We start from the raw sequence: 19,277 nt of genomic DNA on the forward strand, positions 1-19,277 counted from the left end.
ACGCCAATCAAGGAATTAAACCGTGCGGCATCGCTGCACAGGGGAATAAAAAATGGCAAAAGTAGAATTTCGTAATATCAAAAAATCTTTTGGTGACGTAGATGTTGTGAAGCAGTTTGACTTCACAGTGGATGATGGTGAATTCGTGGTTTTTCTAGGTCCATCGGGTTGCGGAAAATCGACCACACTGCGCATGCTGGCAGGTTTAGAAACCATCTCATCGGGTGACGTATTTGTGGGCGAAAAGCGCATGAATGATGTGGATGCTAAAGATCGCGACTTGGCGATGGTGTTCCAGAGTTACGCTCTATACCCACACATGACGGTGTATGAAAACATCGCCTTTGCGCTCAAACTCAAAGGCATGCCAAAGCCTGAAATTGATCAGTTGGTGCGTAAAGCGGCCAAAATGCTAGAGCTTGAACCTTTGCTGGATCGTAAACCTAAAGAGCTTTCTGGTGGCCAACGCCAGCGCGTGGCAATGGGACGTGCAATGGTTCGTACGCCAAAAGTGTTCTTGTTCGATGAACCACTTTCTAACCTAGATGCTAAGTTACGTGGCGTGATGCGTGAAGAGATCAAACACCTTCATCGTCAGCTGAAAACCACCACTATCTACGTAACGCACGATCAGATTGAAGCCATGACGCTGGCCGATCGCATCGTGATCTTAAAAGATGGTTATGTAGCGCAAGTCGGTACGCCGACCGAAGTGTTCCAGCGTCCAGCCAACAAGTTTGTTGCTCAGTTTATCGGTAACCCATCGATGAATATGCTTGATGCGCAAATGGAAGAAGAAGCGGGTCAATACAGCGTTAAATTGGGAGAGACTTCTATCCCGCTGCCAGAGCGCTTTGTACCTAATGCGTCAAAAAATGTCTCGCTACACTTTGGTGTACGCCCAACCGACATTCACCTACGTGCAGAACAAGTGGATCACGACCGAGTGTTGCCGATCAAAGTCAAAATTCAAGACAAAGAGCTGCTTGGTGCCAGCATTCTACTTAAAACAGAAATCGCAGGTCAGCCTCTGATGGTTGAAACCCAAGCGACCGAAGTGGAAGGCGATGAGTTGACCCTATACCTAGATTTAGACGCAGTGCACCTGTTTGACTCACTGAGCGAAAACTCGCTAGCAGCTTAACCTGATGATTTTAAAGATTGAACGGATAGTGAAATGAAGTACGGATATTTTAACGACGAGCATAAAGAGTACGTAGCGACCACGCCGATCACCCCTATTAAGTGGTGTAACTACGTGGGCACGTTAGATTTTGGTGGGCTGGTGGACAGCAATGGTGGCGTGCTTTTGTGTAAAGGTGATCCTGCGTTAAATCGCATCACCAAATACATTGCCCAACTGCCAAATTCAGACTTTAAAGGCTCAACTTTGTATTTGAAAGTGCGTGACGAAGCGGGGAATACCGAGATTTTCTCGCCTTTCTATACGCCAACACTTAAGCCACTAGAGAGCTTTCGTAATCATACTGGCTTGTCGTACAGCCGCTTTGTTGCAGAAGGCTACGGTGTGCGCTGTGAAGTGACCTTCTTTGTACCAAAAGATGAACCAGTACTGCTGCAAGACATCAAAGTGACCAACATTTCGGACAACAAACTGCATGTTGATGTTGTGCCTGTATATGAGTTCACTCACTTTGACGCACTTAAGCAGCTATTGAATGCGGACTGGGTGCCGCAAACTATGACGCTTAAAGCTCATAAGGAGCCATCAGAGCACGTAGTCCTTGAGCAGTATGCTTTCATGAAGCGTGATTTTGCAGTGAACCTAATGACTGCCGATCGAGCGCCGACCTCGTATGAAGGCGACCGACAAACCTTCTTGGGCAACCACGGTTTTGGTAGTTGGGCTGCGCCACAAGCGTTAGCGCAAGATGAGCTAAATAACACTGAGTGTCTGCGTGGCGATAACATTGGCGCTATGAACTTGCGTTTAGGCTGGATTGAAAGTGAGCAAACCGAGCGTACTGTTTGTCAGTTGACCCAAGCAGAAAGCGTTGCCGCAGCACAACCGCTAATCGAGAAGTACCGTAACCACCAACACGTAGATCAAGCATTTGCCGCTTTAGGTGAAGGCTGGAACGACTACTTGAAGACTCTGACGGTGAACACACCGGATGACTCAATGAACTCGATGCTTAACGTGCATAACCCGCGTCAGTGTCATACCACCAAAAACTGGTCTCGTTACTTGTCACTTTACCAATTGGGGTACGGTGCTCGTGGTATCGGTTTCCGTGACTCTTCTCAAGATATTCTCGGTGTCATGACGCACATGCCAGAAGAAGCGCGTGAGTTTATCGAGCGTCTACTTTCGGTGCAAAAAGCCGATGGTTCTGCCATGCACCAGTTCTTCCCATCAACCATGGAAGCCAATGAAGGCGATTCTCGTGAAGAAGAAGATCGTCCAAATTACTATGGTGATGACCACTTGTGGATTATCTACGCCGTAACGCAATACGTTAAGGAAACAGGCAATGCGAGCTTCCTTGATAAAGAGATCGCATTTTACGAGAAAGATGCGCAAGGTGAGGCGCTAGAGGCTGCAACAGTGTGGGAACACTTATGCCGCTCGATTGAGTTTACTCGTACTAACGTCGGTCAACACGGTTTGCCATTGCTTGGTTTTGCCGATTGGAATGACACAGTGAACCTGCCAACAGGCGCAGAATCCTTGATGGTGGCAAACATGTACGGTAAAGCACTGCAAGACATGCTTGAGCTGTGCAAGGTACGTGGTGAAGACGAAAGCGCGAGCTTCTTCCAAGCGCAATACGAGCACATGCAAGGCGTGGTGAATGAGCACGGTTGGGATGGTGAATGGTACGTACGTTACTTTGATGAAAATGGTGCGCCGATTGGCTCTGAGCAAAATGAGCAAGGTAAGATCTACACCAACGGTCAGAGCTGGCCTGTTATTTCTGGTTTCGCTACACCAGAGCGAGCTAAACAAGCGCTTGAGTCGGTGAATACCAAGCTTAATACTGCTAATGGTATCAAGCTTTCAACACCAGGTTATAACGGATTTGATCCTCAGTTGGGTGGAGTATCAACTTACCCACCGGGTGCTAAAGAAAATGGCGGTATTTTCCTTCATTCAAACCCTTGGGTAATGATTGCAGAAGCCAAAGTAGGCAATGGTAATCGCGCTTTTGAGTATTACAGCCAAATTAACCCAGCGGCGAAAAATGACTCTCTGGATGTGTTCGAATCTGAGCCATACTGCTACCCACAAAATATTTTGGGCGATGAGCACCCTCAGTTTGGTTTGGGGCGTAATGCATGGTTATCGGGCACTTCTTCGTGGACGTATGTTGCCGGCACGCAATGGATTTTGGGTGTTCGCCCAGAAGTGGATGGTTTAACCGTAGACCCATGTATCCCTAATGATTGGGTTGGGTTTGAAGTGACTCGTCAGTTCCGCGGTGCAACCTATCAGATTGCGGTTAAAAACCCAGACAGCGTGAGCAAAGGGGTGAAAGAGATGCGAGTGAATGGTGAACTGGTTGAAGGCAATATTGCGCCAGTATTTACCAGTGGCGAGCATCAAATTGAAGTTGTGATGGGCTAATCAAACAGGGCGCTTAGTGTTGACTAAGCGCCCAATGTTTTAGCCTCGATATTGGGCTTGGCACTGCCACGTTGCTGAGAATGTCTCCCTGGGTGCTAAGGTGAGCAACCCGATGCCGTTATTGAAGGCATCAGCCGGGCAAGTCATCGGTTCGATGGCAAGACTCTCTTCAGAATCTGGTGTGTAAAGCTGCAAGAATCGATAGCAACTTCCTTGTTGATAGCTTAGGTGGCTGGTGCCATCTAAAGTGGAGAACTCTAGTGTGACCTCCTGGTCAGGAGCAAATCTAAACGCATGATTTAGCGTAGTATCGCTTAATTGTGTCAACGTTTGGTAGCGATCAAACGGTTGGTAATCACCAGTTGGCAATCCGTCGTCATCGATAAGTTGCTGACAAGCAGGCATGCTCAGTTGACACTGCTGACGCGGTTGACCGAGTTGGAAGTAGGGATGCCATGCATCACCAAAAGGAAATCGCTCATTACCGATATTAGTAATTTCGGTATCGCATTGAAGCCGCCCATCACTAAATAGTTGATAGCGGATACGCAGCGAAACACCAAACGGGTAGCCTTGAGCGAGTTTATCGCTTTCAAAGGCAAGGGTGATTGAGGCGAAATCCTCAGTAATGGCCTGATCGATCAGAGTGAACGCTTGGTTGTAAACTAGACCGTGCACCGCATGATCGGACCAAGGAAAATTAGCAGGCAGTGAATATTGCTGACCTTCAAATTGATATTGGCCAAGATTTAAGCGGTTAGGAAAAGGAAACAACTTTGCAGAACGAGAGAAGAACGGATACTTAGTTGCGAGTGCTTTTTCGTCGCAGTAGCCAGCGATAAAGGAAAACGGGCTGTGGTTAACGATAAATTGGTTGATCACCGCACCAAAGTCGGCGATGACTTGTAACTGCATTCCTTTCGTTTCTTCTATAATTGAAATGCTATTAAGTTCTCCAAATTTATCTTGGATGATTTTAAACATTTATATTCCTCCATTTTTTGTCATTATCAATTTAGCGAGGATATAAATCAATATGGATCTATATTATGAGCAGTGTTCCTTATTCAAGTTTTAAAGGTGATGTGAAAACGATTTGCCAAAAAGGCAATGCCGTTGAATTTATTCAGCCTTGGTACACGCCAATTTCAACCACACCTGATAATACAGGTATGGCCGTTGGAGGTATTGGTAACTCCTTTACTTTGACCCCAATGGGAAATACCCCGAGTATTAATTACATACCGGGTATTTATATCGATAATAATCACGATGAGTTTCACTTAAACGATTTCTATTGCTCCGTAGCAAGCTCGCTTTCATTAGACAACCTAGTGATTGATGATCTGACTAAGCTACAAGCGTTTTATCGATTCTATCCAGCCCTGTTTTCTGGCAAGTTACTCGACTTTTCTGATAGCGATGAAACTAATGTTTTAAGTCAAATTAAACAGGCTGTAGAACAAGGTGATTTCTACCAACAAAACCTTGAAAACTTTGATCGTTGGCGCATCGAGCTGTCACAAAAAACGCAGCAATTACTGCGTAATGCACCTAACAGTGTCGACACCCAATTACACGTTGTTGTCGATTTTTTCAATGGTCATGTGCGTAACGCTACTGCGGTCAGCCAATCTTTAACGGCAAAACCTATGGCGAATGGATTTGACCACGTTGATCCGAGTGCTGTGACCTATCAAGCCCTCTATCCAACGGCGAGTTATCAGTATGGCAACCAACAAGGTGTTCGTCTTGAACGTAAAGTGGTGTCGCCGATTGTTAAGGGGGACAAAGCGCTCTGTTCACTGCCTCTGCATTGGAATAACTTCGAGCTAACCAATACCAGTGATACAGCTAAGGTCGTGACTTTAGTTCAGCCGCTGAAAAACTTAATTGGTGCGACTTATACTAAAATGCGCCCAAGTGTGCAGGACTCTGCCTGTTACTTGACTCAAAACCCTATCGCTCAACAGCATTCACTGTTTGAACTTGGTGGTGAAGCGTCGTTTGTTGGGGTATCACAAACATCCGACTCGCCTTACGCATCCGATATCGAGGGTGAGGTACTTTATGGGGTGAGTTTTGACTCGGACAGCCAAGGTATCTATGCCAGCGTTAAGCCCACACTCTATAGTTGCTTTGAAGCACCAGCGATAGAAGCTGCGCTGGCCACTGGCCGCATCAACGCTGAGTTTGACCATGGCATTTACACCCAAAGGGAAGCGCTGTCTTCGATGGTTGCGGTGCAAATTGAGTTAGCGGCGGGTGAGAGCAAATCGGTGCGATTTATTCAGATTATGGACCATAGCAAGATTGCACTGAAAGAGTGGCAATCATCAAAGGCCTACACTCAGTTTTATCCTCAAGCGCAACCGGCGGCAGCCATTTTACGTGATGTTTTGCCGAATCTGACTCAGATAGAAACCGCCATTACCGCCCAGCAGCAGAGCTTTTTAGAACAGGCGAAATCTGACATGAAGGATGATAAAGGTGCGACTGAATTTGCCACCATGGCGATGAATACTTTGTCTTTCTTAGCGGAAGCGACCGTGTGGGATGTGGAAGACAAATTCTTGGTCAAAGAGTGTGTGGATTACCCATTTTTTAACTCGCTCGATGTCTACTTCTACGGTTCATACGCATTACTTTACTTGTTGCCTGAACTTGATGGCAAAGTGATGCAGCACTTCGCCCAAGCAATATTGGCGGAAGATGCTACCCAGCGCCGTTTCTGGGAATACGAAGATAAGCCTTATGCCGAGCTTGAAGATGCTAAATATCAAGGCATTAGGGCGATTAAAGGGGCAGTGATCCACGATTTGGGTAGCCCGTTTGATATTCAGCCCGACGCTTACAGTTGGCATAATGTTAAAGAGTGGAAGGATCTTGCGCCTAAGTACATCTTGATGGTTTATCGCCACTATCAATTGACTGGGGATAAGTCAGTCGTTGAACAGTGCTGGACGGCGGTTGAGCACAGCCTTAATTACCTGTTTGATTTGATTGCTCCTGGAGATCCGCTGCCACTGACAAGAGGCACAGACGACACCTTTGATAATTTGTCGTCACATGGTATTTCCATTTACTGTGCGAGTTTGTGGGCTGCTGGTCTGCGTACGGCATCTTTGCTTGCGGAGCTACTCGGAAAATCGGAATTGGTCACCCCTTATGCGCAGCAATCTGCCAACGTGGTGGCGCAAATTGAAGCCAGCTTGTGGGATGAAGAGCAGGGGTATTTCCATTTCTTTGCGACACCTATTCAGTTAAAACACTTAACCGGTGAGGGATTAGCGCCGCTAGCGGCTCTGGATATCGATGTTGAGCAAGAGCTGCTCGAAGTATTAAAACAGCTCAATCACTATTTGGACACCTATGATCCAAATGCTCAAACTGGCCGTCTAGCTCAGCGTCAAGCTAAGAAACAGCAACTGCTATCGATGGCACCAGAGGCGTTTAATGACCAGTACCAGCATATACTCACGCTGGATTCAGATAACAGCTTCGGTGATGCTTTGTTGGCCGATACTTACCTTAAGTTAATTGGGCAAGAGGGACTGTTTAGCGACGATAAAATCCAGCGCAGTTTGGATTATGTGTGTGAGCAAAATTTTGCCGTCAACAGCCCGTTACTTGGGGTGGCTAACATGACCTTGGCAGATGGTGCACCACATGAAGCATTTCAAGCACAAGATGTTTGGATTGGGGTTCAGTTTAGTGTTGCAACCGCACTTCGTTTAGCGGGTAAGCAAGAGCAGGCCAGTCATTTATTGGCGACGGTTTACCATGCCTTGTATCAGCTTGCCAAGATCCCATTCGCAGCGCCAGAAGGCTTTAACTGTTCGGTATCTGTTGATGCTAAAGCTATCGGTGAACTGTGTGAGTGCGATGGTGAGCAAGTGGTTGAAGCCTTGATGCAGGCAAATGTCTTGCTTGCAGACGGCCGGGTAAACCCTAGATTGACCAGCGAGTTAAGTCAGTTTAGCGCTCTGCTGCCTGCCGATATTTCAGAACACAAGCATGGTGAGTTACACCAATATTTGCAAAATACTGGGCTTAAATACACCGCAGGGCGTTACTTCCGTCCGGGGATGATCTTTGCTTATCTGCCTCAAGCGCTGGCTTAGTTGGGGTAAGAAGGCATGATTAAAAATGGCGACTCATTGAGTCGCCATTTTTTGTGTTATCGATAAATCGATTTAGTCGATTGGCGAACAATCAGGTCGGTTGGCGGTAAACGCTTGTCGACATTTTCTCCGTTGAGAAGCCCTAGGATTGATTGCGCAGCGGAGGTGCCAATTTCTTCAATCGGCTGCCTTAATGTTGTGAGTGCTGGGGTAAAGTATTCTGAAGTAGGTAGATCATCAAAACCGATCACTGAGACATCTTCTGGTACGCGAAGACCGCGGTCGTGCAGCGCTTTGATTGCCCCATAGGCCGTTAAGTCATTGGCTGCAAAAATGGCGGTGAAGTAGGTTTTAGAATCCAGTAGCTCAATGGTTTTCTCGTAGCCCACTTTTGAGCTGAAATCACCATTTAGAACGAGCTTAGTGCTTGGTCGGATCCCTGCTTCTCTTAGTGCTTTTAAATAACCTTTGTGGCGAGCATGTGAGTCAGGTTGGCTAGCCAAGCCTTTGATATGTGCAATAGATACGTGGCCTTGCTGCATCAAGTGCAATGTGGCCATGTAGCCTGCAAGTTCATTATCTACCGCCATTGAGCGGATTTTCGGCCCATTGACGTTATAGCCTACGGCGATCACGGGGATCTTCTCTGAGAAGTCCAGCAACTGCTGATCGGTGAGGTTGCCGGTCACTACAATCACGCCATCCACCTTACTGTTGGCGAGATACTCCAGTGCGTAGGTTTCCAAGCGTTTGTCCCATTGCCCGGTAGAGATAACCAGCGAGTAGCCTTTAGATGTCAGCAGTTTTTCCATGTCGTTTAGGATTTCACTGGTGTATGGGCTATCTGGATGTTGTACCAACACACCGATCGACATGGTTCGGCGATCGCTGGTGGTTTGGGGGGCAAAATTAGGTTTGTACCCCACCTCTCGAATGGCAGCTTCTATGTTCTGGCTTTTCTCATCGGAGACAAAGGTGGTGCGGTTTAAATAACGTGAAACCGTGGCTGGTGAAACCCCAGCTATCTTTGCAACGTCATAAACCGTAGGCGCCCCTCTTTTTTTACTCATTATTATTAATTTCCATATCGTACCTTTTTTGTTTTTGCAGCGAGAAATCAAAAAAGGTGAGAAGACAGTCAAGTCACTATTTTGCCATAAAACCTGTCGATAAAATGAGCGTGTTATGTCAACTTGGCTACGGTTGTGATCTTGTTCAAGGTATTGGCATCTGAGTATGAAACAAAAGGTAAATGGATTTTTCAATCTTTATAAATGCCTTGAAAAATAGGCTATTTAACTAATTCCTATGCGAAAGTTTTTCTTGAGTAGTTTCATGATATTTTTAGCGCTATATATATGACGATAAGGTCTCTTTTTTAAATTTTCTGCTGTGCGTTAATAGGCCGAAAATATATTGGAGGGAATAATGAAAAATATATCAATCGTTACTAGGATCTACTTATCCTTCTTTGTTTCCTTATTGATTTTGTGCTTGTCAGCTCTTGTGAGTTTAAATACCAATAATTCATTAATGAACAGCTTATCTAAGGTTCAAGCCGATTCAACACCAGTGATTATTCACTCGTCTACGCTTGCGATTCAATTACTTAATTTGGACCGAGCGTTTGATCCGATTTTGAATGTTGAGTTTGTCGATGAGATAGAGCCGCTAGCCCAGGGGCTCGAGAGCAGCAGTGCGATGTATCAAGCGACATTAGCAGAATTAAAAACGCTTACTGCCCAAGACCCGGCGAAGTTGCAGCGCTTAGGCGCTATTGATGACATGACAAGTAAGTTGCTGAAAGTCATGAAAACCATGGAGCAGGCCTATGTCTCAAGACTGGATCAATACGATGCGTATCTTAGCCAAAGTTCGCGGCTGCGTATGACGGTTGATCAAGTCGTGAGTCAGCTTTCAACCATAGCATTGCAAGACTCATCGGGCAGTGTAAGCACCTTGGTCAATGAAGTGACCATGCTTAAACAAGAGCTCAATGAAGCCTTTGAATTGGTAGAAACCTCTGAGCTTAATAGTGCTGAGCGCCGGATTGCTCTTCGAGTTAAGCGTTTAGAATCGGCATTGCGCAGCGTTGAACAACAAGCCCCAGATGCATTTGAGTCAATTGAGGCGAGTTTGTCACGACTTGAGCAGTATGGATGGTCTGGTCAATCGGCGTTTCAAAACTACCTAGTGTTGGCCAAGATGGATGCAGCCCTAGACCAGCAACGTCACTCGCTTAACCAATATTTTGACACCGCTTTAGAATCAATATCGGAACTGTCTCAGCTGGCGAATCAAGATGCTAAGCAGTTGGTGGCTGATTCTGAAGATGTGGCTAAGCAGTCACAATCGCTCCTGTTTGCTGTGTTGGCGGTAGCTGTGATCAGCTTTGTGCTTATTTGCTTTGGGCTTGCTAGGGCGATTCGTAATCCGAGCCGTTTGATGAATCAAACCTTACAGAGCTTAGCGCAAAAAGATCTTTCACAAAGTGTCAGCTACCAAGCCCGAAACGAGTTTGGCAAGTTGGCAGACAGCGTCAATATTGTGATTGCTCATCTGTCAGAGATGCTGACTAAGATCAGTGGTTCTGCCGACAACTTGAATCAGGCTTCGGTTGAGAATAAGCAAGTTAGCCACGAGCTCAATGCCACGGTCGATAGCTTAACCGAGCAAACAGTTCAGGTTTCAGCGGCAATGGAAGAGATAGAAATGTCGGTCAATGAAATTGCAGGTGCAACTGAGTCTTCGACTCAGTTGGTGAATCAGGCGGTAGGTGTGGCTCAAGCAGGTCAGGGAAAAATGACCGAAAATGTTGAGCTTATCGAACAGCTTTCCCAGCGTCTGGCCGAAGCCACACATCAGATGGAAGCGGTGAAGTCTGAAAGCAGTAACATCGGGTCTATTTTGGATGTGATATCAGGGATTTCCGAGCAAACGAATTTGTTGGCATTAAATGCAGCCATCGAGGCGGCGAGGGCTGGTGAGCAAGGGCGTGGCTTTGCCGTGGTAGCGGATGAAGTGAGATTGCTCGCAGCGCAAACGACCCAATCGACTCAAGAGATCCATACGAAAATTGCTCAACTGCAAAGCAGTACCACTGCTGCCTCAGAAAAGGTCAGCAGCTGTACTCATTATATGGGGGAGTGTGTTAGCTATACTAACCAGATCAATCAAGAGCTGAGTGTTATTGCCGAGCACCTAAACCAACTCGACTTGCAAAGCCATCAAGTCAGTCATGCCACTAGCCAACACCAGTTAGCGGCGAGAGAAATTACCACCAATATAGGAACCATCCATCAACTGTCCCAGTCGGTCGCTGATATTGCCCAGCAGGTTGAAAAGAAAGGTAGCGGTCTTGCGCAACTTGCGCAGCATCAGACGGCCCTTTCGGCGGAGTTTAGGTTGTGATCTAACAGCCTGAATAGTGCATCTTGCCGTTGGCTTTGAGATGAATATTACCGCAACTGTCTTGGCTCTGTGTGCCTTGTGGTTTTGCGGTAATGGTAAAGCCAGCAGCTGATGTAATCGAATAATGATAGGCTGATTCGGATGTAAAGCAGACTAGGCACTTTCCATTGGAGACAATATTTTGCCATTGGTGTGAGCCATTGAACTGTTTGCTGATCTGGATCTGCATGGTATTGAGGTCAGATACCGCTTGCTGGCGGTGTTGGCTTTGCACCCAACTTTGGTAGCTAGATACACCTACCCAAGTGAGGCTAGCAGCAATCGCCACTAGTACCATTAATTCGAGCAATGTCATTCCTGACTGTTGTAAGCGACTAAATTTGCAACCATTTATTCGATTCATTTCCCTTTCCCTCGGTCTGCATCGTGCAGAAAAGTGCTGTCATGCTAGCATCGCTGACAAATGCTACTGATTGAATAGAGGGATTCTTGGAAGCGGTTCGCGGATTTAGTTTGTTAGAAACCACGATTACGATGGCGATTTTAACCAGCGTCGCACTGATTGCGATTCCAAGTTTCGACGCACATCGTCAGGAGCAGCAGCGAGAAGACTTAGCTAAAGCCATCCTTCAGTTTTTCTCAGTAGCCAAATACCAAGCCATCATGCGCAATCAGGATCTCACTGGTCGCTGGCGTTTGCTTGATGGTGGAGCGCATTGGGAAATCAATCTCCACGTCAATGATGACCCAAGTAGCGAAGTGTTATTGGTGCTCGATAGCAGCAATTATGGCCAGTTGGATGTTGCCAGCAATTTCACCAACGACAAGTTTGTTGTCGAGCGGCTTAATGGTCGAATAACCAGTGGTTCGTTTTCACTCGGTGTAGAAAGTGCTCAAGAGCTTAAAGTGGGCACTTACTATCTCACGGGCCGTAACACCATTTGTGCGATAGGAGCAGCAAAGTATGGTTATCCGAAGTGCAGCTCTTAATCGCGGGTATAGTTTGGTCGAGCTTATGGTGGCGCTGTTTCTCACCAGTTTAGTGATCTTAGCGGTGGGGAGTTTGTATATTTCAGTGCTTAAGGAACAGGTCAAACGCACCGAAAAGCTTGCCGTGATGCAGGGGCTTAACGAAGTCAGCGGTTACTTGAAAAATGATCTATTGCGAGCGGGCTATAGCGACTCTGGCTTGTTAACTCTATCGGGCTCAAATAAGACGATATGGAGCACGGCTAGTGAGATGGGGTATCGCTATTATTTTGATGGTGAGTACATAGCCACGAAGTTTAAGCTTGTGGACGGGGTGTTTAAGTTATGCCGCAAGAAAAGCAGTAGTGAAGTGTTTCTTAGTGACTGCACACACTATTTTTCGATGACCGACCCCAATGTATTACTACTCAGTCAGTTCAGTGTCACAAGCCATATTTTTGGCTTTGATGCCTCCCATAAAAAACTCTCCATAACAATGTCTGCTGCCAATCCTCAGGGAGAGTACGGTGTTGAGCAAGCCTTTGAGCTGGTTCAAAGGAATTAAGCATGAAGAAGTTCTCAGGCTACGCAACCTTAACCGTGACAGTGCTCTTACTGGGCTGCATGTTGCTCATCACCATTGCCAGTCACCAGCACACATTGTTTCAGCTCAAGCGCTATAAAAACCAAGAAGTCGCACGGCAGCAAGCTTGGCTTGCTGAAGGAGGGCTGGAATGCTTTTATGCGCAAGCACGAGACCTAGAGGCCATGCCTGCTTCTATTCATGACTGCGGCGCACAGCAATCACCGAGTATTGTAGTGAGTTCGGTTGGAGGCAATGAGTACCAAGTTACCGCAAGTTCAGGTTACCAACACGTTTCTAGAAACTTAGTGATAGGTGGGTCGGGTAGTGGGGTACTGCAAGCCAATTCGAGTTTGTATTTTCATTCGGCGTTTACTGTCTCAACCCCTGACCCAGGAAACCTTGCCAGTGATGGTTGGCAATGTACCTCTATTACTTACAGTGGTGATTTGGTGCTCAACTCCACCTTTAATAATCAGGGGGTTATCCATGGGTTGGCACCCTCCAGCCAATTTAACAGCCAAGGTAAAGATTGCGCCTCCGATCATCGAACAATCAATTCGAGCAATTATCAAAAAGACATTCGTCAGGCGAAAAACATGGAGCCATTTGAGTCCTTTTTTGGGGTTAAGGCGAGCCAACATAACTCAATCAGAGATGGCGGTGAATTTACCGTTTTGACAGGGTCGGGAACCCCTAAAATTTTAGCGGACTGTGGCAGCACAATTGCAGATAGCATCAAAGCAGGAAGTACGCGTATTTGGGTTGAAGGTGGCTGCGAAATCACGTCAGAGCAATACAACGCATTGGTTGATGCGAGCCACGACACGACAAATGGGGTGTTATTGCTTCTCCATGATGGGCCTGTCTCACTCATGGGGGCTCCTGCCGAAAATGCTAGCTCGAATAAATTTAAAGGGGCTTTGATGGTCTTTCATCATAATTATGAGCCTAAGTTGAGTGATTGGGAAAACATGAAGGCTGGCCATTTCCTCTCGCATGCCACCAGTGATTTCCCTATTGCCGTACGTCAACAGGCAGGCTTTTATCAACACGGCAGCTTCTTTTTTACTGGCGGCATGTTTATCGACATGGCGTCACTTCAGGCGCTGTTCTATACCTCTTTGAATCTTAGCTACAACCAAGACGTGATTAACTCGGTGTTTAACCCCTTCAGTAAACCTGTATGGAAAGCGGGGTCGTGGCGTGATTTCTAAAACTAAGCAGTATGGCGTTGGTGTGCTTGAGGTGTTGATCTCGGTAGCGTTGATCAGTATCGCAGCACTTTCATTGGTGAGTTTTCAAGCCTATCTAGTGCATCAAATTGATTATGTCGAGCGCAGTCAAAAGGCACTTTTTCTCGCCGAAGCTAAACTGGAAAGCTTTCGTTTACGTCATTCTGGCAGTGCTTCATTTATCGGCGGGTATGACTTTTCCACACTCACCTCAGGCAGTGAAAATGTCTCTGGTGGTTATAGCCTGACTTGGCTGGTTAGTAATGGAAGTGGAAGTGTTGCAACTAGCCTCAAACATATCGAAATATCATGCAGTTGGACCGATGGATATCAGAAATCCCAAGCGGTCACCCTCAATACCATGCTTTCCAAATACAGTGAGTTTGAATAATTGTAAAAATTCGCCGCTTATTTGGTCTAAACTTCCAGCAACCCATTACTACAACCTTAGCTTGCAAAATAGTCATTTCAATAACTTATCGTTTGGTTAGTAGCGTAATTTTTCTGTGTTAGTTAAAAACTTGTAATGCGCGCGTTGTTCGGTTGTGTCTGTTCTTGGTATTTATAACTTTAATAATATAAATCAATGGTTGATTATGCTTATAGATAGTTGGTAAATTAGGTGATGCTATTGAGATAAAGAGCAATAACAAGAATACAGACTGCTCTGCAAACCAACATTACAACCAATGGAGTTACTATGAGTAACCAAGCTGTGAGGCAGGCTCCGACTGAAAAACCTTCAGGAATGGACCGATTTCTAAACTTTATCGAACGTGCGGGTAACAAGATCCCAGATCCTGCAATTTTGTTCTTTTGGGCACTAGTTATCGTATGGGTATCATCAGCGCTACTTTCTAACGTTTCTTTTGATCTGATTAACCCACGTACTGGCGAAGCTCTGGTTGTTCAAAACCTACTGACAGGCGAAGCGCTAGCAAGCTTCTTGGCAAACATGGTGACTACGTTCACAGGTTTTGCGCCACTAGGTATCGTTCTTGTTGCAATGCTAGGTGTTGGTGTGGCTGATTCATCAGGCTTTATCACCACTGGCCTTAAGAAGATGCTTAACTTTACTCCAGCACGTCTTCTTACCCCGATGCTTATCCTTGTTGCTATCGTGTCTCACACCGCAGCTGACGCAGGTTACGTTCTGGTTATTCCACTGGGTGGTATCATCTTCCATGCGGCTGGTCGTCACCCTCTTGCGGGTATTGCTGCGGCATTTGCTGGTGTATCAGGTGGTTTCTCTGCAAACTTCATCCCATCAGGTATCGACCCGCTACTAGCAGGCTTCACCCAGACTGCTGCGCAAGTTCTTGACCCTGAGTACGTGATCAACCCACTAGCAAACATCTTCTTCACTGGTCTTTCTTCAGTGATCATTGTTGCTATCGGTTGGTGGGTAACAGAGAAAGTTATCGAACCACGTCTTGCGAAAATGCCAGTCGATGAAGATGCTGAAGAAGCACCGGACCTAGGCTCTTTCACTGCAACTGAATCTAAAGCGTTCCGTTACGCGGGTTTTGCAATGCTGGCGGGTATTGCGCTACTTATCGCAGCAATCATGCCTGAAAACTCAGCGCTTCGTTCTCCTGAAGGTGAAATCACTGCGTTCTCTGCACCTCTGATGAAGTCTATCGTACCGCTGATCTTTATCCTGTTTATCATTCCAGGTATCGTTTACGGCCGTGTTGCAGGTACATTCAAATCAAGCAATGACGTTATTAAAGCAATGTCTGACACCATGGCGACCATGGGGGCATACATTGTGATGTCATTCTTCTGTGCTCAGTTCCTATCTGCGTTTGGTCAATCAAACATCGGTACTATGCTGGCGCTATACGGTGCTGAAGGTCTGAAAGCGATGGACCTACCGGGTCAAGCAACGATTGTTGGTATGATCTTACTAACCGCATTCGTTAACCTGCTGGTTGGCTCTGCATCGGCGAAATGGGCTCTGATTGGTCCAATCCTAGTACCAATGCTAATGGCGGTTGGTATCTCTCCAGAGCTTTCTCAGGCGGCTTACCGCGTAGGTGACTCAGTATCTAACATCATTTCTCCATTGATGGTGTTCTTCCCTCTAGTGGTTGTTTACTGTCAGCGTTACGTGAAATCGACAGGTATCGGTACGCTTGCATCTCTAATGATGCCATTCTCGCTAGCGATGTTGGTTGGTTGGACTATTTTCCTACTGGCTTACTGGGCGGTTGGCATCCCACTAGGTATTGCTGCTCCTTACACATACAGCATGTAATCTTAGTCAATTCAATTTCCAAACCCCGCCTCGTGCGGGGTTTTGTTTTTTGTCAAATCAATATCTATGGTTTGGTCGTTGTTATATAAATAATTGATGGATTAAAATTATCATATAAAACTTTAATGCTTCATGTTTTTGAGTTTTTTTGTGGTTTAGTTTTTTATTGTGATTCTATATTGGATGTAATTACTTCTATTTTTTGGTTTGTTGAAATCTTATGTTGTTGCTATTGACGGTTTTGGGATTTACATAGATAGCGCCGTTTGATAAGTTCAATATCAACTTATTACAAGATGTGACACAACATATAGGATGTAGACTATGACTGATGTAGTAGCTCAGGAAGCTAAGCCTTCTGGAGTTATCGGTTTCATTGAAAAAGCTGGTAAGAAAATCCCCGACCCTGTAATCATTTTCATGTTCCTGTTTGCCTTTTGCTTGGCACTAACAGCAGCGATGGATGGTGTGACGTTTGAAGTCCTTGGTAAGGGCGGAGAAATGGTTACCCACTCAATCAATAACATGCTGGCGACTGAGAACTTCCGTTGGATGTTTGATAATGCCCTGCTACAAAACTGGCTTGCGTTCGGCCACGGTGTACTTGGTGTTATTTTGATCGTAATGCTAGGTGTTGGCATTGCAGAAAACTCTGGCCTTTTGACTGCCGTTATCAAAAAGGTCGGCCTAAAAATCAGTGATCGCCTACTTCCTCTCGTTATCGTTTTTCTAGGCATCATGAGTTCTCTAGCTGCAGATGCAGGCTACCTAGTGCTGATTCCACTGGCAGGCCTTCTATATGCAGGTCTTGGTAAGAACCCGTTAATTGGTATGGCAGCGGCGTTTGCTGGTGTATCCGCAGGCTTTAGTGCCAACCTTATCCCTGCAACGCCTGTTGATGTTGTACTAGGTGTAAACGCAAAGATCTTTGCTGAAACTCAAAACGTTCCTTTTGCAAACCGTATGGGTGAAGCGCTTAACCCAGCGACTATGCACTACTACTTCGTTCTAGTATCAACCTTTATGTTAGCCATCGTAGGTGCTTGGGTGACAGTACGTTTTGTATCGCCTCGTCTTGAGAAGATGTCTTACCAACTTCCAGAAGATATCAACTTCGATGAGTTTGAGCTTAAGCCAGAAGAAAACCGTGGCCTTGTATGGGCAGGTGTTGGTCTGGTGGTCTCTCTTGCGATTATCTATGGTCTAGCGGTTGGTCCTCTAGCGCCATACACTAACGAAGCGGGTAAAGAAGTAACGCCTTACCTAAACAACATCATCCTATTGATCTCTATGGTGTTTGCTATCACAGGTCTAGCGTATGGTGTTGCAACGGGCAAATTTAAGAACCTACAAGACGTCGTTTCTGCAATGGTTAAGCAGATGAACACCATGGGCTACATTCTGGTACTGACGTTTTTCTGTTACAATTTCCTAGCGCTTTTGAGTTACTCAGGTCTGGGTACTTACGTAACTTACCTAGGTGCGACTTTCCTACAGTCTTTAGGTCTACAGCAGTACCCAGCGCTAATGCTGATCGGTTTCATCATCACGGTAGCGGTGATTAACCTATTCGTAGGCGGCCTAACCTCTAAGTGGATGCTGCTTGGTCCAATCTTTGTACCAATGCTGTACCAAGTAAACCCGAACATGACGCCAGATCTCGTTTCTGCGGCGTACCGTGTTGCTGACTCATCTACCAACATCATTACTCCAATGATGAGCTATGCGGGCGTTATCCTAGCGTTCATGCGTAAGTACAAGCCAGAGCTAACCTTCGGTGACGTAATCGCAATGATGGTTCCATACTCAGTAGCCTTCCTAACGCTATGGAGTGCGGTATTGGTTGCCTTCTTTACCTTTAACCTACCGCTTGGTTTCTAAGTTCTAGGTTAAGTAAAAGAGTTGAAGATCCCTAGCCGAATGGCTGGGGATTTTTTTTGTCTATTCACATATAATGCAGCGGTTTATATTGCCTTCCATTAAGCGTACGCTGAACAAGTCCCTCCCCTTTTCAAGGGGAGGCTAGGAGGGGTTAAAATGCGTAGTTTCTAACTCAGACATAGCTTGTAAGAGCGTGAAGAACTTTTAACCCCCTCTAACTCCCCCTTGAAAAGGGGGAGGACTTGATTAGCGCACTTGGCAAGGCATCACTCAGATCAACAGGCCACCCCATGACCCAATTTACCCCACAAGACGAATTCTTTATGCGCAGAGCGATGGAGCTGGCTGCTATCGCTGAAGGCGAGGGCGAAGTCCCAGTTGGTGCTGTACTGGTCAAAGATGGTGAGATCATCTCTGAAGGGTGGAACCGTTCAATCTGTACCAATGACCCTACCGCCCACGCTGAGATTCAGACCATCCGTAAAGCGGGAGAAGTATTGGATAACTACCGACTGCTGGATACTACGCTTTATGTGACCCTTGAGCCTTGCCCTATGTGTGCAGGAGCACTGCTACATAGCCGAGTAAAGCGGATCGTTTTTGGCGCACCAGACCTAAAAGCGGGCGCAGCTGGAACCGTGCTTAACCTGTTTGAATCTCAAGCGTCATATCACTATGCAGATATTGAGTCAGGTTTACTTGAAGATGAATGTCGTGAGCAATTACAGGCGTTCTTTAAACGTCGTCGTAAAGAGATCAAAGAGAAGCGTAAACAAGAGAAGTTGGAGCAGGAAAGGTTAGAGCAAGAGAAGGATTCTAATGGCAAACACCATGAGTGATGATGTTTGCCTTCGAGGGTGTTTATCAGTCTAAACACGCCATAAAGCCACGACTACGCCAGATAACTTTCTTTTTGTTATTGGATAGCATGCGCTTACGACGGTTCGCTGATACTGACTTTTTCACTAGTCGTTTTAAGCTTTTATTCTTAGAGAACATTGTATTCCCCTTATTACCAATCTAACTACAAATGTCAGGTGTTTTCCCTGACCTATTTTTCTCACTTTGAGTAAGATCTTTATATCGAGTGTTCATGACGATTATATGACTACAAAGGAGAGTTTGTTTCGCCTGATCACAAAACTAAATGTATGGGCAGTAGGCTTGCTTTTCAAGGGGTGAGCTGGCGCACTCAAGGAGGAATGTGAGATGCGCCACCAAAATC

Annotated in this window: 15 protein-coding genes; 11 read left to right on the plus strand and 4 right to left on the minus strand. The window is 46.0% G+C overall.

Annotation, left to right across the window (positions count from 1 at the left end; all coding sequences use genetic code 11):
* Positions 1 to 52: 52 nt before the first annotated feature.
* Positions 53 to 1,144 carry an ABC transporter ATP-binding protein gene (locus J4N39_RS03165; protein WP_252021854.1) on the plus strand — a complete coding sequence of 364 codons (1,092 nt, stop codon included), beginning with the start codon at positions 53 to 55 and terminating at the stop codon, positions 1,142 to 1,144.
* Between the two features lie 33 nt (positions 1,145 to 1,177).
* Complete coding sequence (locus J4N39_RS03170) at positions 1,178 to 3,589, plus strand: glycoside hydrolase family 94 protein (RefSeq protein ID WP_252021856.1); 2,412 nt, start codon at positions 1,178 to 1,180, stop codon at positions 3,587 to 3,589.
* A gap of 39 nt (positions 3,590 to 3,628) precedes the next feature.
* Here J4N39_RS03170 and J4N39_RS03175 read toward each other — a convergent pair whose 3' ends face one another.
* Entirely contained in the window at positions 3,629 to 4,573 is a 945-nt protein-coding gene (locus tag J4N39_RS03175) for an aldose 1-epimerase (RefSeq protein WP_252021858.1), read from the minus strand.
* 65 nt (positions 4,574 to 4,638) lie between these two features.
* Here J4N39_RS03175 and J4N39_RS03180 point away from each other — a divergent pair, with 65 nt between their 5' ends.
* Complete coding sequence (locus J4N39_RS03180; protein WP_252021859.1) at positions 4,639 to 7,713, plus strand: GH116 family glycosyl hydrolase; 3,075 nt, start codon at positions 4,639 to 4,641, stop codon at positions 7,711 to 7,713.
* Between the two features lie 56 nt (positions 7,714 to 7,769).
* Here J4N39_RS03180 and J4N39_RS03185 read toward each other — a convergent pair whose 3' ends face one another.
* A complete protein-coding gene (locus J4N39_RS03185) occupies positions 7,770 to 8,783 on the minus strand; it encodes a LacI family DNA-binding transcriptional regulator (RefSeq protein ID WP_252021862.1) in 1,014 nt (337 codons plus the stop codon).
* 358 nt (positions 8,784 to 9,141) lie between these two features.
* Here J4N39_RS03185 and J4N39_RS03190 point away from each other — a divergent pair, with 358 nt between their 5' ends.
* The gene (locus J4N39_RS03190) at positions 9,142 to 11,124 is read left to right on the plus strand and encodes a methyl-accepting chemotaxis protein (protein ID WP_252021864.1); all 1,983 of its coding nucleotides are present in this window, start codon (positions 9,142 to 9,144) and stop codon (positions 11,122 to 11,124) included.
* 1 nt (position 11,125) lies between these two features.
* Here J4N39_RS03190 and J4N39_RS03195 read toward each other — a convergent pair whose 3' ends face one another.
* A complete protein-coding gene (locus tag J4N39_RS03195) occupies positions 11,126 to 11,527 on the minus strand; it encodes a type IV pilin protein (protein WP_252021866.1) in 402 nt (133 codons plus the stop codon).
* Positions 11,528 to 11,613: 86 nt separating this feature from the next.
* Between J4N39_RS03195 and J4N39_RS03200 the strand changes: the two genes are divergently transcribed.
* The 7 genes from J4N39_RS03200 (at position 11,614) to tadA (ending at position 18,891) form a co-directional block, all read left to right on the plus strand.
* Positions 11,614 to 12,114, plus strand: coding sequence for a pilus assembly FimT family protein (locus J4N39_RS03200; protein WP_252021868.1), 501 nt, complete (start codon positions 11,614 to 11,616; stop codon positions 12,112 to 12,114).
* Entirely contained in the window at positions 12,089 to 12,658 is a 570-nt protein-coding gene (locus tag J4N39_RS03205) for a PilW family protein (protein WP_252021870.1), read from the plus strand. Before J4N39_RS03200 ends, J4N39_RS03205 begins: the two co-directional genes overlap by 26 nt.
* A 2-nt stretch (positions 12,659 to 12,660) precedes the next feature.
* A complete protein-coding gene (locus J4N39_RS03210; RefSeq protein WP_252021871.1) occupies positions 12,661 to 13,893 on the plus strand; it encodes a hypothetical protein in 1,233 nt (410 codons plus the stop codon).
* Positions 13,883 to 14,302 (plus strand): type IV pilus modification PilV family protein, encoded by a 420-nt coding sequence (locus J4N39_RS03215; RefSeq protein WP_252021872.1) that lies wholly within the window; start codon positions 13,883 to 13,885, stop codon positions 14,300 to 14,302. The genes J4N39_RS03210 and J4N39_RS03215 overlap by 11 nt, the downstream gene beginning before the upstream one ends.
* 309 nt (positions 14,303 to 14,611) lie before the next feature.
* Positions 14,612 to 16,171 carry an AbgT family transporter gene (locus tag J4N39_RS03220; RefSeq protein ID WP_252021873.1) on the plus strand — a complete coding sequence of 520 codons (1,560 nt, stop codon included), beginning with the start codon at positions 14,612 to 14,614 and terminating at the stop codon, positions 16,169 to 16,171.
* Positions 16,172 to 16,495: 324 nt separating this feature from the next.
* Entirely contained in the window at positions 16,496 to 18,052 is a 1,557-nt protein-coding gene (locus tag J4N39_RS03225; RefSeq protein ID WP_252021874.1) for an AbgT family transporter, read from the plus strand.
* A 290-nt stretch (positions 18,053 to 18,342) separates the two neighbouring features.
* Positions 18,343 to 18,891: a tRNA adenosine(34) deaminase TadA gene (tadA, locus tag J4N39_RS03230; protein ID WP_252021875.1), complete on the plus strand. Its 549-nt coding sequence runs from the start codon at positions 18,343 to 18,345 to the stop codon at positions 18,889 to 18,891.
* A 25-nt stretch (positions 18,892 to 18,916) separates the two neighbouring features.
* On the opposite strand, the gene J4N39_RS22965 is transcribed toward tadA, so the two are convergent.
* Positions 18,917 to 19,051, minus strand: a complete 135-nt coding sequence (locus J4N39_RS22965; protein ID WP_286036829.1) for a hypothetical protein — start codon at positions 19,049 to 19,051, stop codon at positions 18,917 to 18,919.
* Between the last annotated feature and the right edge of the window lie 226 nt (positions 19,052 to 19,277).

Origin of the sequence: Vibrio sp. SCSIO 43136 (assembly GCF_023716565.1) — a bacterium.
Classification (GTDB): domain Bacteria; phylum Pseudomonadota; class Gammaproteobacteria; order Enterobacterales; family Vibrionaceae; genus Vibrio.